Raw genomic sequence first — 16,931 nt, 5'->3', positions numbered from 1 at the left:
TTCTTCAGCTTTTTTTAGTGCGAAATCTCTCTTACCAGTTGAAATATAAGCGTTGAATAGAAGTGAAGTCAATACACCGTCACCAGCATGAAATTTTAATCCTTCTTCAAGAACTTGGATAGCTTTTTGAAACTTATCCATCGAGGCAATAGAATCAGATTCATTTTTTGTTGATAGGTATTTATTGAATGCATTTTCAGCTTTGTTATATAAAATTTCACCCACAATTTGATAACCATCTAAAGCTTTTGTCTTTTTAATCCATGTCTGACTTGGTTCTAAAGCTCCTTCCATATCGCCTGCAGATAAATATGCGAAAGTAAGACTTCTATAGGTATCTGCACTGTCGGGCTGCAGTTTGATCGCCATTTTAAAATCATCGATTGCCTGCTGTCGTAAGATTTTTGCAGAATCTTGATCTTGCATTTTGTTTGCGGTATTCAGGTTTAATACGGCAGAGTTGAAATTCTCCGCCCATGAAGCTTTCATCATGTTAGTAATTTCTGCATCAAACTTATCACCAAGTTTTTTTGTGCGATCAAATGCATCCATCATTCCATTATAATCTCTTTTTTCATGACGCACATAGCCGGTCAAAAACCAACCTTCTTCACTTTGAGGATTTTTTTCAATTTCTTTTTTTAAAACATCCTCCGCTTTGTCTAAGTTCTTCTGCTGAATATAAAGTCTCGCACTTGTAATTTCAGTTGAAGCACATTGGTAGGCAGTTAAAGTCAAACCTAAAAAACTTAAAAATAGAACACTTAAATATATTTTTTTCATTACATACTCCGATTGATTTACTATTTTCAACTACGAAATTAACCAAATGTGCCTGCTTTATCAAATTAGATTTTTCCATCTGCAGGGACATTCTTTAAGAATATTAAATTCTTAACTTTTCAAGAAAAACATTAAATCTATAATCACTAATTTTTGCTAAATCAATAATTCGTGAATAGTGATCATATAATTTCTTAATCGCTTTATATAAAAGTCGTTCCTGATCGATTCTTTTTGATTTTTTATCTTGGATTGAATTATAAATTGACCTGTGTAGGTATTGATTTAGGAAAGTCCGAAGAAGCAATTCAAACTGCTCCATGCTAAAAAATATTTCCCCCTCAAACTCATTAACATGAATAAAATTTTGAATTTCTGGATTCACTATAAATTCAGCGAACTCATTCCATGTATTGATTTCTGACTCAACCGGTTCATCCTTTAATTTCTCAAGCATATTTTCAATAAGCGGAAGAATTTTCATTAATTGCAGTGAATCCTGCTTCAACTCTGGATTTAATTTTATCTCCGACAACCATAAATTGACAATATCAGAATTGCGGAAGAAATCGATTAGCAACTCCTTATTCTCGTCGACGCTTCCCATAAAATTCTTTTCGATGGAATGAGAGTGCATGAAGTGAGAGAACCAAAACGAGTCTAACAATAAAAATTCCTTTTGGGCTTTTTTAAACCATTTAATTGTTTTTTTCGATGTTTTCAATTTCTTCATTACAATTAGAGATTCTGTATAAGGTCTAATCTCAGCGAATATGTTTTTTGCGATCAACTCGCCATTCAATTTTGTTCCTGCGGCACGATTTATCATATCTCCTATTTTTTGAAAATGTTCCTTCAGCTCAAGAATCTTGTTTGGATCGATTTCAAAATCTTTTTTGCTTTTCATTGCTGCATCAAAAATCGAAGAAAATGAACTCAAGACCTTCACGAACTCGTGCTTGACATTATTCAATCCCTTTTTGATTAATTCTTTTTGGATAGAAATAACTCCGGCACCATTTAATTCCTTCGCAACTGCATCCAACTCTCCATTCCGATCATACATTTCAAGGAAATCAATGAATACAAAATATCCATATCCGCGGAGTGTTAAACTCAGACCATACTCATAAAAATCTTTACCAGAACGGATGAATTCATGTTTAGTGATCAGATCCTTGTAAACGTAAAAATGTTTTTCTGAATTCTTAAACGATAATGCTTCTCCCAAATTCTTAGATAAAATTTGTTTCTCCCCTTCACTCTCACCATAGTTTTTGCCCGTTGAATAATTAATTGACCCTGAATAAGTCTCATATGAATTGTTGTAAACGACAATTGCACGTTCACCACCAAAGAAGTTTGTGTAGGCAAAAACATTTTCAGCAACATTCCCATTGGGAGTCTTGAAATCATAGAATTCAAAATCTGACACCTGACTGAAAAGATATCTTTTTCTCATCAGTGGAAAAATTTCTTCCTGATGCCTAGAAATCAAGTAATGATTCGGTGATTCATCATAATAAGCTTTATTATATTCCATCCCATATTTTTCGTAATATCCTTCTAACTGACCATGACCAAACATAGGTAAACCGGGAAGAGTGACCATCATAACAGCGATCCCAAAATATTTATCGCCATCACCAAATTGTTTTACAGCTGTTTCTTCATCAGGATTACTCATAAAGTTAACGTATCTTTTGAGGATCTCTGGATTGAACTCTAAAGTATTGGTAATCAGATCCCGGTATTTTGCATTTTCTTCTTTCTTCAACATATTCATAAATGCACTGTTGTAGACACGGTGCATACCGAGTGTTCTCACAAAATATCCTTCGAGCAGCCAAAATGCCTCTGCGAGCAGTAGTGTGTTGGGCATTTCAGAATTTATTCTATCGACTACCTCTCGCCAAAATTCCTTCGGGTAAAGCTTATAAAATTCTTCACCCGAAATTGTATTTCCAGCTCGTGATGGGATATCACCGCCTGAGCCCGGAGGAGGAAACCATAAACGCTGATAGTGCTTCTGGGTTAAAGTCATCGCTGCATCGAAACGAATAATGGTAAATTTTCTAGCAACGTGCATAATCATCTGAATGAGTGCTTCACGAACCTCGGATTTTAATAAATTCAATTGAGCTGTATCATTCCATGGCATACTAGTTCCATCGTTGCCATGATAAATGTACCTCACTTCGCCGCTTCGATTATCTATTAATTGAAAAACAACTGCTGCATCTTTTCTCGACCAATAACCATCTTCAATCCTGAGTTGAACTGCAGGATCGTCTGAGAGATCAACTCCGGTAAATGAGTAATTTGGGAAAGGACTTGAGTGAGATTGGATGAAAAAATCTTGATGCTCTAAAATCCAACGGGAAAAAATTCCCATGTGGTTTGGGACCATATCGCTTGCAAGATGTATTCCGCGAAGCCTGCATCTATGATTTAAATTCTGGAAAGCTTCTTCACCGCCAAGTTCATTCGCAATTTGATAATCATAAATTGAATATGCTGAAGGCATTGCTTCCGGATTACCGCTTATCTGCTTAATTTTTTTTGAAGCATTGCTTCGCTCCCAAACTCCAATGAGCCAAAGAGCAGTGAAACCCCAATCTGCAAGCTGATCTAGCTCTTCATCAGGAATATTTTCAAGCCGATGAATATGCCAGCCGTATTTTTTTGAAAGTTGATTTAACCAAACAAAGATATTTTTTGCCATAAGTACTACACGCGGCATCCAATCTGTATCTGGTGTGAATCTTTCAGGTTCAAGATAGACTTTGTAATTGATTCCATCGCCAAAATCTTTATCACCAAATCCGAATAAATATTTTTCATCGAAGATTGGAACTTGTGTCTCACCAGGACCAAATCCAATCTGAAATAATTTTTCTTCTTCCTTAAGTAAATCCTCACTTGACAATATTTTTTTCAAAAAGTCAGGTGTTAAAACAATTTTCCAGCGGTTCTTAATAAATTTCAGTTGGTCTTCCAAGCTTGCCGGATGCTCAAAAAATGGTTTTCTTAGAAAATCAAAAATGAATTGATTTTCTTCTCCAAATCCTATTTGTGTTTGAAAATATTTTTCCAGCTCGTTTATTACTTTATCATAGGGAGTTCGTTCAGCCAGTTCCTTATCGTCAAACAATTCTCTCAGCTTTTTATTCGCGGGATTATAATTCGAAAAATGAACGAGCATTAATTCTTCTAGTGTTATCTCAAGATTTGACCTCGAACCAGTTTTTCCTTCAATATAATTTTCAACCGAAATAATTCCTTTCATTACTTCAATCGGTTGGAATTCTTCAAGAAAAACCTTAATCGTTTTTTGTAATTCTTGTTCCCCAATTTTATCATACAAGTAATTTAATGCCTTAAGAAATACATTCGGATTGTAATTTTCTTCATAGTATCTCAAAACGAAATGGTAAATTTCATCAATCAGTCCCAAAGCATTAACTTGCCCAGCGCGAATTTGATTGTCAGCGGTTCTTTTCTGATTCAGCTTAAAAGTGAAATTTCGTACAAGGTTAAAATCAGCTAAAATTACATTCCCATTTAACTGAAACAAATTTTCATGCAAGTCATATTTTTTTCGTATATCTGAACGTACTTGAAAATTATACGTTAAATTTCCTCGCTTGAAATTTTCATTTATTTTGTGGTTACAGATTAGAAGCTTTATCATTAAAAATTCTGATCAACTAAAATCGCTTATTTAATTAATTGTGTTCTGTAGTTGAACTAACGCAATTAATTAACTTTAATTTTCATTCTAATATAATGACTTATGTGGAATTTAATTTGTTCAGATAAAAAATTTCTGAAAGTCTGATTTTGAATCTTCCTGTCCAAAAATTTAGAATTTGGATTATTGAAAATGAACGGAAAGATAATGCGGCAGCATCTCTTTCCACCAAGGCCAGTCATGTCCTGAATTCGAGCGCACATCCAGCCACGGTTCAATCCCCTTTTCCTTCAGAAGATTTGAAAGATGAAGGTTATCGCCTAAACAAATATCCCAATCGCCTGTTCCTAATACGATTTTCATATCACGGATTCGACTTAAATACCACTCATCCTGCAAACCAGGAAGAAAATCAAATGGAGAATTGAAATAGCAATTATCATCGTAGTAACCATTAATGAATGGTTTTATATCAAAAGTACCTCCCAAACTGAAGATGTGACTTACTTTATCAGGATGGCGTAAACCTAAGTTCACTGAGTGATATCCGCCAAAACTGCAACCGCAGAGTGCAACTTTGTTTTTCTTAGTTTCATATTTCGCAAATTCAATAACATCTTCGAGAATCAAATTTTCATAAGCATTGTGAGTTTTCACTCGATCAGCCGGGTGAATCGAATAATTGTACCAGCTTTGCTCATCCATACTGTCAGGGCAGTAAACTTTAACAATACCATTTTCGATGAAGTGGGAAATAGCAGCAATTAGACCAAAATCTTTATTCTGATAATACCTTCCATTAGATGTTGGGAATAAAATTAATGGATAACCCTCCTGCCCAAATACAAGCATTTCAAATTCTCGGCTGTTCTGCAGAGAATTCCATTTATGATATTCTTCTTTCAATTGAACTCCAGCTTATTGAGCGTAACAAAACTACAAAAGGCAGTTATAAAATAGAAATTTGTCAGTAAATTTCAAGAGTAACTGAATTCCAATTTGCATACTCCTCATCGATTTCAATCAAATATTTAATTTTATTCCGCACTCGTTTTAATATATGAATCGCAGTTGCTGCACTTAATCTTTCTTGTAAAGTAAAACCGCAATGCTTAAATTTGTAATGAAAATTTGGAAGAAATCTTGATATTAATTCAATTCTCGAAAATTTTGATTCTATGAAGTGATTGAATATTCCTATCAAATTTTATCCAGCAAAAAAATCAAATCAAAAATTATAAGCAGCAGAGGAAAATATGTCAGATTATACTAAGAAAATTTTGAGCGAGGTAAAGGCAAAAAATCCAAGTGAACCTGAATTCCATCAAGCAGTTGATGAAGTAACTGCATCGCTTGGACCGGTTTTTGAGCGGCATCCAGAATATCGTTCGGCAAAAATTCTTGAGAGAATGGTTGAACCTGAAAGAGTCATTTTATTTCGCGTCCCCTGGATGGATGACCGGGGAGAAGTTCGTGTTAACCGCGGATATAGAATTGAAATGAATAGTGCAATCGGTCCTTACAAAGGCGGATTGCGATTTCACCCTTCGGTAACTTTAGGAATTTTAAAATTCTTGGCTTTCGAACAAGTATTTAAAAATTCTCTTACAACACTTCCAATGGGTGGCGGAAAAGGTGGTTCTGACTTCGATCCAAAAGGTAAAAGTGATAACGAAGTGATGCGTTTTAGTCAAAGCTTCATGACTGAACTTTTCAGACATATCGGACCTGATACTGATGTTCCTGCTGGAGATATTGGAGTCGGTGCGAGAGAAATTGGCTTCCTTTTCGGACAATATAAAAGATTAAAAAATGAATTTACTGGCGTATTAACAGGTAAAGGTATAAGCTGGGGTGGTTCACTGATACGTCCTGAAGCGACTGGCTATGGTGTGGTTTATTTCGCTCAAGAAATGCTCAAAACAAAAGGAACAAGTTTCGATGGAAAATTAGTATCTGTTTCTGGATTCGGAAATGTTGCTTGGGGCGCAGTGCAAAAAGTGAATGAACTTGGCGGCAAAGTCGTCACCTTATCTGGTCCAGATGGTTATGTTTATGATCCAGATGGAGTTAAAGGAGACAAAGTTGAATACATGATCAAGCTTCGCGCAAGTGCAAAAGATGAAGTGAAAGATTATGCTGAGACATTTAAAGTTAAGTTTTTCGCAGGTAAGCGTCCATGGGAAGTTAAAGTAGATGTTGCCCTTCCATGTGCCACCCAAAACGAACTTGACGAAGCTGATGCAAAAATTCTTGTGGAGAATGGATGCCAATGTGTCAGCGAAGGTGCGAATATGCCAACAACCATTAATGGATATAAAATTTTTAGAGATGCGAAAATTCTTTACGCACCGGGCAAGGCATCTAATGCAGGCGGTGTGGCTGTCTCTGGTTTGGAGATGTCGCAAAACAGCATGCGTTTGCCCTGGCCAAAAGAGGAAGTTGATAAACGTCTTCAGCAGATCATGAAGAGCATACACGATACTTGTATCACAACAGCTGAAAGATTCGGAACACCCGGTAATTATTTAAATGGTGCAAATATTGCAGGTTTTCTGAAAGTTGCAGATGCAATGCTTGATCAAGGTTTAGTTTAGTATTATATAGATCGACTATCGCCAAAAACCTCTTTTGATTTGATAAGATATCGGCTGAAATAAAATGTAAAAATCTGATAGATTTTGTAAATTAGATCTAAACAAAATGACTTCACCCTACATAGCTTTCACCGAAGATAATTTTGGGAACCGCATAAAAAAATTCCAAAAATTAATGCGGGTAAAGGTGCGTGACATTCTTCTTGTTTCGAGTATGTATGATTATTATTTGTTTGAAGAAGACGGACGATTGTACGACCTCATCCGTCAAGAGTATCAAACACTTAACCTTAGTCACGCTCCGGAGATCACCCATGTCACTACTGGAACAGAGGGGAAAGAATTAGCCGAAAACAATAATTATGATCTAATAATTTCCACGCTTCATATCGAAGACATGCATGTTATTAAATTCGCTAAACTGCTGCGTGACGCGAATATTACAACGCCAATCATTCTTCTTGCCTACGATAATCAAGAACGGAAAGATCTTGTTGTAAACTATGATACCTCAATTTTTGATAAGATATTTATTTGGCAGGGTGATTACAAACTTTTAATAGGAATAATTAAATATCTCGAAGATAAACTTAATGTCGAAAACGACACAAAAAATGTTGGGGTGCAATCAATCCTCTTAGTTGAAGATAATGTCAAATTCTATTCATCTTATCTTCCATTAATTTACACCGAAATATTCAAACAATCGCAACGACTGATCTCAGAAGGGATCAGCATGACTCATCGTTTTTTAAGAATGAGAGCAAGACCAAAAATCTTACTCACAACAACTTACGATGAGGCAATGGATTATTACGAGAAGTACCAAGATTTCATACTCGGAATTATTTCGGATATTAACTTCAAACGCCAAGGTGTTAAAGATCCTGAAGCAGGAATTAAATTTGCTGCAGAAGTAAAAAGCAGACATTATGATATTCCAATACTTCTTCAGTCGAGTAATCCTGATCATTCCGAAGCAGCTCATAAACTTGGAGCTGCATTTTTATTGAAAGGTTCACCGTGGTTGCTCCATGAATTAAGAGACTTCATGTTAAAAAATTTCGGATTTGGCGACTTTGTTTTTCAAACGCTAAATGGAGATGTTGTCGGTAAAGCAAACAATCTGTTTACTCTTGAAGAACAATTGAGAAAAGTGCCGGACGAAAGTATCGTATTTCATGCCTCAAGAAATCACTTCTCCAAATGGCTTAAAGCTCGTACTGAATTTTGGCTCGCTCACCGTCTGAGACCACAAAAAGTTACGGACTTCAATACTGTTAATGAATTACGAGAAGACCTAATTAACGCTCTCAAAGAATATCAAAAATTAAGACAACGCGGAATTATTACGGATTTTAGCAGGGAATCGTTTGATCCAACAAATAGTTTTGCTCGAATTGGGTCTGGTTCATTAGGAGGTAAAGCAAGAGGTCTTGGTTTTATAAATACAATAATTAACAACCACAATATTCGCTACAACTTTACAAACGTAGAAATTTCAGTACCTTCGGCAGTTGTATTAGCAACCGACACATTCGATTTTTTCATGGAGGAAAACAACCTAACTGAATTTGCTTTCAGTGATGTAGGTGATGAAGAACTCATAAAAAGATTTCTAAAAGTGAGTAAATTTCCTGAAGATGTTAAAAATAAATTATCTGAGTTTCTCAAAATAATTAACGGACCAATTGCGGTCAGGTCTTCAAGTCTGTTGGAAGATTCGCAATTTCAACCTTTCGCAGGTGTATATCAAACTTACATGATCCCTAACAACGATGAAAACCTAGGAATCAGGTTAAAAGAACTTCTCGCATGCATAAAATGTGTATATGCTTCGACATTCTTTCGAAAAGCCAAAGATTATATGAAAGCCACAACTTATCGGCTCGAAGAAGAAAAAATGGCTGTAATTATTCAGCGATTAGTTGGTGCAAAACATGAAGGACAATTTTATCCGGATTTTGCAGGTGTTGCAAAGTCCTATAACTTTTATCCTGTACCACCACAAAAATCTTCTGATGGCATCGCATTAGTTGCATTGGGATTAGGCAAGCAAGTGGTTGATGGCGGAATTGCAGTTCGATTTTGTCCAAAATATCCTCGTCATCTCATGCAATTCTTTTCGACAAAGGAAACAATTAAAAATGCTCAGCAGGAATTTTTTGCTTTAAACCTTGACAGCAGGCTTGAATCTGAGAATTTCGTTACGCCTGATATTTTTGTCCAGAAATTCGATCTCTCGAAAGCCGAAAAGGATATGACTTTATCTTATGTTGGTTCAACATATTCGCCGGAAAACGAAGCTGTTTATGATGGTATTTCGCGCCCTGGAACTCGTGTTGTAACTTTTGCTCCAATTCTTAAACACTCTGTTTTTCCACTTGCTGAAATTTTAGATAAAATTTGTGAAATCGGTGCATGGGGAATGGGTACTCATGTTGAAATTGAATTCGCAGTTAATATGAATGTTCAGCCAGACCAGCTAAAAGAATTTGCATTACTTCAAATGCGACCTTTAGTGATTAGTCACGAACTTGAGGAAATTAACTTGAATAACATCAAGAGAGAAGAACTTATTTGCCAGAGTGAACAAGTATTAGGAAATGGTGTTATAAATGGTATACATGATGTTGTTGTTGTTGATTATCAAAAATTTGACAGAAGTAAAAGCAAAGAAGTTGCATTCGAAGTCAGTCAATTAAATGGGAAGTTACTCGCTCTAAAGAAGCCATACATTTTAATTGGAGTGGGACGCTGGGGAAGTCTCGATCCGTGGCTCGGAATTCCAGTTACGTGGGATCAAATTTCTGGGGCAAGTGTGATTGTTGAATCTGGTTTTAAGGACTTCACTGTCACCCCCTCACAAGGTTCTCATTTTTTCCAGAATATTACATCATTTAAGATTGGTTATTTTACAGTTAATTCGTCAAGCCCTAAAGAATTTATTGATTGGGATTGGTTGCTAAATATTCATCCAAAAGAAGCACTTAATCATTCAAAACATTTGCAATTTGAAAATTCAATTTCTGTAAAAATTAACGGACATAAAAATATTGGTATTATCATTAAGCCTAGTAATAACTAATATTTCTTTGCTAAGAAGATCCTATGAGTATTTGGCAGCGGCGGCTGCAATTAAAATTGTTGAGAATATCAACTAACGTGCTCAAAAAATAAAGGAGAAAAAATGGCTCACGAATCTCAAATTAAAAATGAAGAGCCTTCCGTTCCAATCCGAGATGGAATAATTTCCATTCTCGAATCTATCCAAGCCGATCACGGTTATCTCCCCATTTCCGAATTAAAAAAAGTTGCTGAAGAGACTGGAAAGTCTTTAGTTGACATTTACGGAGTCGCGACTTTTTATAAATCCTTCAGCTTAAAGCCGCGGGGGAAACATTTAGTTTGTGTTTGTCTTGGTACAGCATGTCATGTGAGGGGAGGTCCAAACATTCAAAAAGAATTCGAAGCACAGCTTGGCATCCATGCTGGTGATACAACAAAAAATAATAAATTCACCCTCGAAACTGTCGCTTGTCTTGGAGCCTGTGCTTTGGGACCAATTGTAGTTTCGGATGGTCATTATTTTTCAAAAGTTGCCTCTCGAAAGGTAAAACAAATAATCAAACAAACTAATGAAGGTCTTGATCGGTTTGAAATAAAAACTGATGAAAGAATCTTTCCTCTTGAAATAAGCTGTGCAAGGTGCAATCATAGTCTTATGGATTCAGAACATAAGATTGATGGACACCCATCAATCAAGCTTACACTATCTTTCGAACGAAAACATGGCTGGGGAAGACTTTCGAGCTTATACGGCAGCTTTAATATTGAATCAGAATACGAAATTACAACAGGTGTTATTTGTAACTTTTTTTGTCCCTTCTGTCACGCTGAATTACGCGGTGGTTCACCTTGCCCGGAATGTGGTTCATTAACAGTTCCCATGATTGTACGAGGCGGTGGTATGATTCAAATTTGTTCTAAGCGTGGATGCAGGTGGCACATGCTCGACATAACTGGAATTAATTATTAATGCTCAACAGGTGGATAAATGAATAGACTAAACAGTATTTCCGAATTTCATTCACTTCAAAGTCTCATTTCAGTTGATAAAATGGAACATATTCCCACAATAATAATTTCAGCTGGAACATGCGGGCAAGCAAGCGGAGCTAATGACTTAATTAGAGTAGTGAAAAAAGAATTAATTAGTAAAAACCTTACTGCAAAAATTAAATTGCGCATAACAGGTTGTCACGGTTTTTGTGAAATGGAACCCTCTATTTTGGTCGAACCATACAGAACTTATTATCCTAAAGTTTCTGTTAAAGACATACCAAGTATTATTAAGGCAATCTCGCGGGAAGAAATTATTGAGGAGCTATTATTTTTTGATCTTGATTCGGGTAAGAGGATCCAGAAACAGGATGATATACCGTTCTTCAAAAAACAGAATAGAATTTTACTCTCTAGGAATGAGAAAGTCGATCCTATAAGAATTTACAATTATATTGAAATCGGTGGATATGATTCTTTCGTTAATGTCCTTCACAAAAATGATTCCCAATGGATTATTGATGAAATTATCAAATCTGGTTTGCGAGGAAGAGGAGGTGCAGGATTTTTAACCGGAAAGAAATGGGAACTTCTTTCGAAGCAAAAAAATGGATATGGTAAATTCCTTGTTTGCAATGCCGATGAGGGTGACCCTGGAGCGTATATGGATCGCAGTTTACTCGAGGGTAATCCACACAGTATCATTGAAGGAATGATGATTGGTGCTTTTGCAACTGGTGCAAACGAGGGTATAATATATGTTAGAAATGAATACCCTCTTGCAATCAAACATTTAATCATTGCACTTCGAGTTGCGAATGAAATTGGCTTCCTAGGAAAAAATATTTTAGGAACCGCCTTTTCCTTCGATATAAAAATTGTTAGAGGAGCCGGTGCCTTCGTGTGTGGTGAAGAAACTGCCCTAATAAAATCAATTGAAGGATTTATGGGAGAACCGGTTCAGAGACCTCCCTTCCCTATTACCAAAGGGATCTATGGAAAACCAACCGCAATAAATAATGTTGAAACATGGGCAAATATCCCGGCAATAATTGAAATGGGTGCTCAGCACTTTGCTCAAATCGGCACGAAAAATAATTCCGGAACGAAAATCTTCAGTCTTGTTGGGAAAGTAAAAAACACTGGATTGGTCGAAGTGCCAATGGGAATATCGATTAAAGAGATTGTATTTGACATTGGAAGCGGATCTGAAAAAGAGACACGGTTAAAAGCAGTTCAAACAGGTGGTCCTTCGGGAGGTTGTATCCCAGTTAATAAATTTGATATACCTATTGATTACGACTCACTGAGTAAAGCAGGTACTATAATGGGTTCCGGCGGAATGATTGTGATGGATGAAAATACATGCATGGTCGATGTTGCAAAATATTTCATGAACTTCTTAAAAGATGAATCATGCGGTAAATGTTTTATGTGCCGGAAAGGTACACAGAGAATGTATGAATTATTGGATGACATTTCCCGGGGGAAAGCTACTTTGGATAAAATACAACTTTTGGAAGAATTAGCTATCGTAGTAAAAGATACAACAATGTGCGGATTAGGTCAGTCGGCTTCTAATCCAGTATTATCTACACTGCAATATTTTAAAGATGAATATATAGAGCATATTGAAAATAAAAAATGCAGGGCTGCAGTATGCAGAGAACTAGTCGGAGCTCCTTGTCAGTCTACTTGTCCGATAGGGACTGAAGCTTGGAGATATATTGCTCATATTTCTAACGGTGAGTATGAAAAAGCATATTTAGCCATTAGAGAGACAAATCCTTTTCCATCCGTGTGTGCCAGAGTCTGCAGCCATCCTTGCGAGTACAAGTGCCGCGCAGGTACAAGCGGAGGTGATGCAATTGCTATTAGAGCATTAAAGCGGTTCATCACCGATAGGATTGAGCCTTCAATCTATCAACCCGAACGAGCCACAATCAAAAATGCTAACAAATTCAAAATTGCCATAATAGGTTCAGGCCCTGGCGGACTAACTGCAGCACATTATTTATCATTGAAAGGTTATAAAGTAGATATTTTTGAAAAAGAAAATATCCCTGGGGGGATGTTAACATGCGGTATTCCAGAGTATCGCCTCCCGCGAAATATAATTAAGAAAGAGATTGATTCGCTGATCGATAGCAATATCAATATTCAATACAACATCGAAATGGGAAAAGATATTACAATCGATAGTCTTCTAAATGACGATTACAAAGCAATCTTCCTAGCAATGGGTGCTCACAAAAGTAAACTCCTAAACATTGAAGGGGAAGATTTGGATGGTGTTTATCCTGCGATCGAGTTTTTGAAAGAATTTAATTTAAAGGGAAGAAATCTTGCTAAAGGTAAAGTTGGAGTAATTGGCGGCGGGGATTCTGCAATTGACGCTGCAAGAGTCTCGTTGAGACAAGACGGAGTGGAAAGCGTCACTGTACTGTACAGGCGAACTCGGAAAGAAATGCCTGCACTTCAACATGAGATTGATGCGGCAATAGAAGAAGGTATCAATTTAATAACATTAGTCTCGCCAGTTAAAATTCATTCACGAAATAGCAAACTCGCGGGAGTCGAAGTAATTAGAAATCAGTTAGGTGAAATAGATCCAGGCGGCAGAAGAAATCCAGTACCAATTCCTGGTACAGAAGAATCATTCGAATTTGATACTTTAATTGTCACCATTGGCGATACTCCTGACGTGGCCTATATTTCTGAAATGGGAATTAAAGTAGATAAATGGGGAACACTAATCGTTGATAAAGAGACTCTTCAAACAAATCGGAAAGGAGTATTTGCCGGTGGAGATGTCGTTACTGGCCCAAAAACGGTAATTGAAGCAATTGCTGCAGGGAAAAAAGCTGCAATTATGATTAATCGATATTTGCAAGCTCAGAAATTAAATCAACCGTTTGAGGTCAATCTCCCAAAAATATACATCCCACCAGTGAACGGTGAACAATCAGATGAGCAGCAATTAGCAAGAATAAAATTGCCGACTATCTCTTTAGAACGAAGGAGAAAAGGATTAGAAGAAGTCGAGAAAGTATTGTCGGATGAATCTGCCAGGTATGAAGCGAGTCGATGTTTGAGATGCGATCTGGAATTCACGCAATCTTTGGAAAAAGTAAATGAAACTGTTAATAAAGGTTCGGAGGTAGTTACATGATCACATTAAAAATAAATGGATTATCAGTTTCAGTTGAAAAAGGGAGTACAATTTTAGAAGCTGCTCAATTTATAGGATTCCCAATTCCAACTCTGTGCCACTTGGAAGGCTTAACTCCGTATGGTGCATGCAGATTGTGTGTAGTTGAAATCGGCGAAGGTGAAAGAGCTAAGCTGGTATCTTCTTGTACATATCCGGCCGAAGAAGGATTAAAAGTTAAAACTGGTTCTGTACGAGTTATGAGAGCAAGAAAAATGGTTATCGAATTGTTATTAGCATCTTGCCCGCAATCCAAAATAATTCAAGATATTGCTTCCCAACATGATGTAAGACAACAGCGATTTAAACAAGAATATGAAGATTGTATTCTTTGCGGATTGTGCGTGAGAATGTGTAATGAACAGATGGTCGCGAAGGCCATTGGATTTAGAGGACGCGGCGAAAAGCGAAGTATCGGAACACCATTCGATATCAAATCCGAAGTTTGCAGGCTTTGCGGCGGGTGTATTTATGTTTGTCCGGCTTGTCAACTAAGATGTACTTATATCGATCCTGAAAAAGCAGTATGCGGCGGATGTGCAAATATTTCTCCGCCCTGCGTGGAAAAAGAACACTTTCAAAATATGATGTGCTACATGGATCCATGTGTAGCATGCGAAATAGTAGATTTAGAAAATAAAGGAGTTAAATAAATGTCGTACTCAAGAATTAATTCGTCTGCAGCTACATTAACAAAAAACAGAACTGACGGCAGTATCACTCCCTCTTCCGGAATGTGCGTAACCTGTGTCGACGGTTGTATTGGGATGTGTGAAATCGGTAAATCAGCTTATAGAGGTCACGAGGTAATCTATCCTCAACCATTTGGCGTAATAACAACCGCCGCGGAAAAAGTCTATCCCATAGATTATTCTCATTTAAACATTATGGGAGGAGTAATAGGTGCTTCAGGAATAGAAGCAGACAGCGATAAAGCAATCTTCCCTGCTGTAAATCTCGAAGTTCATTTCGGGCATGATGGCGGTATCAAATTTAAATATCCTTGGATTATTCCAGGAATTGGCTCTACCAATATTGCTAAGAATAATTGGGAAGGATTAGCAATTGGATCAGCAATATCAGGAACCGGACTTACCATCGGTGAAAATGTTGCTGGTATGGATCCTCAAACAGTAATAAAGAACGGGAAAGTAATCGACACGGTTGATCTAAAACGCAGAGTCCAACTTTATAACGATTTTAAACGAAATGATTATGGTGCCATTATCCTTCAGGCAAATGTTGAAGATACCCGGCTCGGTGTTCAAGAATATGCAATCGAAAAATTAGGTGTTGAAATAGTTGAATTAAAATGGGGACAAGGCGCCAAAAATATTGGAGGTGAGGTTAAAATCAGAGATCTAAAAAAAGCTCAGCTCCTTCATGATAGAGGTTATATTGTTCTACCAAATCCCACCGATGCAAATGTAATTCAGGCTTTTGAGAAAGGTGCATTTACTGAATTCGAAAGACATTCTAGAATTGGAATGGTTTCGGAAGAAGGATTTGCTAAAAGAGTTGAAGAGTTAAAAAAAGCCGGAGCAAAATATATATTTCTGAAAACAGGTGCTTATCGCCCGCTCGATCTCGCGCGTGCAATAGTATTTTGCTCAAAATATAAAATCGATCTGCTCACAATCGACGGTGCAGGCGGAGGCACCGGAATGAGTCCATGGAGAATGATGAATGAATGGGGTATCCCCCCACTTGAATTACACTCACTAGCTTATAGTTATATCAAAAAGTTATCAGACAAAGGACACTACGTTCCGGCAGTTGCATTCGCCGGAGGATTTACATTTGAAGATCAAATCTTTAAAGGATTGGCACTTGGCGCCCCATTTACTAAACTCGTTGGTATGGCAAGAGCACCAATTGCAGCAGCTATGGTTGGAAAAACTATTGGCAGAGCAATAGATGACGGGCAGCTTCCGGTTTATATTGAGCGGTTCGGAAGATCGGTAGATGAGATTTTTGTCACTGCTTCTCATCTCAGGAAGGAGCTTGGTGATAATGAATTTCAAAAAGTTCCGGTCGGAGCTTTAGGACTTTATACCTATTACGAACGTTTGGCTCAGGGTTTGCGTCAATTAATGTGCGGAAGCAGGAAATTCAAACTTGAGTTCATGACTCGTGACGACCTTGCGTGCTTAACCAAGGAATCCGCCGAGATAACAGGAATTCCTTATGTAATGGATCTTGATAAAAAGGAAGTTGACAAAATTTTGAAGATATAAGACTGAAATAAATTTTAAGCTTATTCTCTTATTGTTTTTATTTGGAATTTAATATTGAAATGAATTGAATAATAGCGTCGCTTTATAAGCAATAAACTGTTTAAGAAGTCAGTGATTTGGTACATATTACACTCGACTGCTATTTAGAAATTTATTTAATAATAATTTTGGGTTGAATCTTAAGTCAGAGAGAAAAACTTCCTTTCAATGTGTGTTTCATAAAGGAATAATTCGCAGCAACCAAAGTTATGAAATCGAAGTAATTATTGCAGTTGTGAATTGTCGAACGGTAAAACAACATTGAAGCAGATTTATCTGTAAATCAAAAAAATATTTGTGCATGACCG

Annotated in this window: 10 protein-coding genes; 6 read left to right on the top strand and 4 right to left on the bottom strand. The window is 36.8% G+C overall.

Annotation, left to right across the window (positions count from 1 at the left end; genetic code table 11):
- The 4 genes from FJ213_06315 to FJ213_06300 all read right to left on the bottom strand — a co-directional run.
- A partial coding sequence (locus tag FJ213_06315) for a hypothetical protein (GenBank protein MBM4175773.1) occupies positions 1–783 on the bottom strand: 783 nt, incomplete at its 3' end.
- A 103-nt stretch (positions 784–886) separates the two neighbouring features.
- Complete coding sequence (locus FJ213_06310) at positions 887–4,477, bottom strand: alpha-amylase (GenBank protein MBM4175772.1); 3,591 nt, start codon at positions 4,475–4,477, stop codon at positions 887–889.
- Positions 4,478–4,660: 183 nt separating this feature from the next.
- A complete protein-coding gene (locus tag FJ213_06305; GenBank protein MBM4175771.1) occupies positions 4,661–5,383 on the bottom strand; it encodes an alpha/beta fold hydrolase in 723 nt (240 codons plus the stop codon).
- Positions 5,384–5,444: 61 nt separating this feature from the next.
- A complete protein-coding gene (locus FJ213_06300; GenBank protein ID MBM4175770.1) occupies positions 5,445–5,681 on the bottom strand; it encodes a hypothetical protein in 237 nt (78 codons plus the stop codon).
- 52 nt (positions 5,682–5,733) lie between these two features.
- On the opposite strand from FJ213_06300, the gene FJ213_06295 reads away from it, so the two are divergent.
- The 6 genes from FJ213_06295 to FJ213_06270 all read left to right on the top strand — a co-directional run bounded on the left by FJ213_06295 (position 5,734) and on the right by FJ213_06270 (position 16,584).
- Positions 5,734–7,074, top strand: a complete 1,341-nt coding sequence (locus FJ213_06295) for an NADP-specific glutamate dehydrogenase (protein ID MBM4175769.1) — start codon at positions 5,734–5,736, stop codon at positions 7,072–7,074.
- 175 nt (positions 7,075–7,249) lie between these two features.
- Positions 7,250–10,162, top strand: a complete 2,913-nt coding sequence (locus tag FJ213_06290; protein MBM4175768.1) for a response regulator — start codon at positions 7,250–7,252, stop codon at positions 10,160–10,162.
- Positions 10,163–10,264: 102 nt separating this feature from the next.
- A complete protein-coding gene (locus FJ213_06285; protein MBM4175767.1) occupies positions 10,265–11,113 on the top strand; it encodes an NAD(P)H-dependent oxidoreductase subunit E in 849 nt (282 codons plus the stop codon).
- 18 nt (positions 11,114–11,131) lie between these two features.
- Positions 11,132–14,308 (top strand): hydrogenase, encoded by a 3,177-nt coding sequence (locus FJ213_06280; protein MBM4175766.1) that lies wholly within the window; start codon positions 11,132–11,134, stop codon positions 14,306–14,308.
- Complete coding sequence (locus FJ213_06275; GenBank protein ID MBM4175765.1) at positions 14,305–15,000, top strand: hypothetical protein; 696 nt, start codon at positions 14,305–14,307, stop codon at positions 14,998–15,000. Before FJ213_06280 ends, FJ213_06275 begins: the two co-directional genes overlap by 4 nt.
- Entirely contained in the window at positions 15,001–16,584 is a 1,584-nt protein-coding gene (locus FJ213_06270; GenBank protein ID MBM4175764.1) for an FMN-binding glutamate synthase family protein, read from the top strand.
- The last annotated feature ends 347 nt before the right edge of the window (positions 16,585–16,931 follow it).

Source organism: Ignavibacteria bacterium (assembly GCA_016873845.1).
Lineage (GTDB): Bacteria > Bacteroidota > Ignavibacteria > Ch128b > Ch128b > JAHJVF01.
Note: the sequence above shows the minus strand (reverse complement) of the source record. Positions and strands in the feature narration are given on the sequence as shown.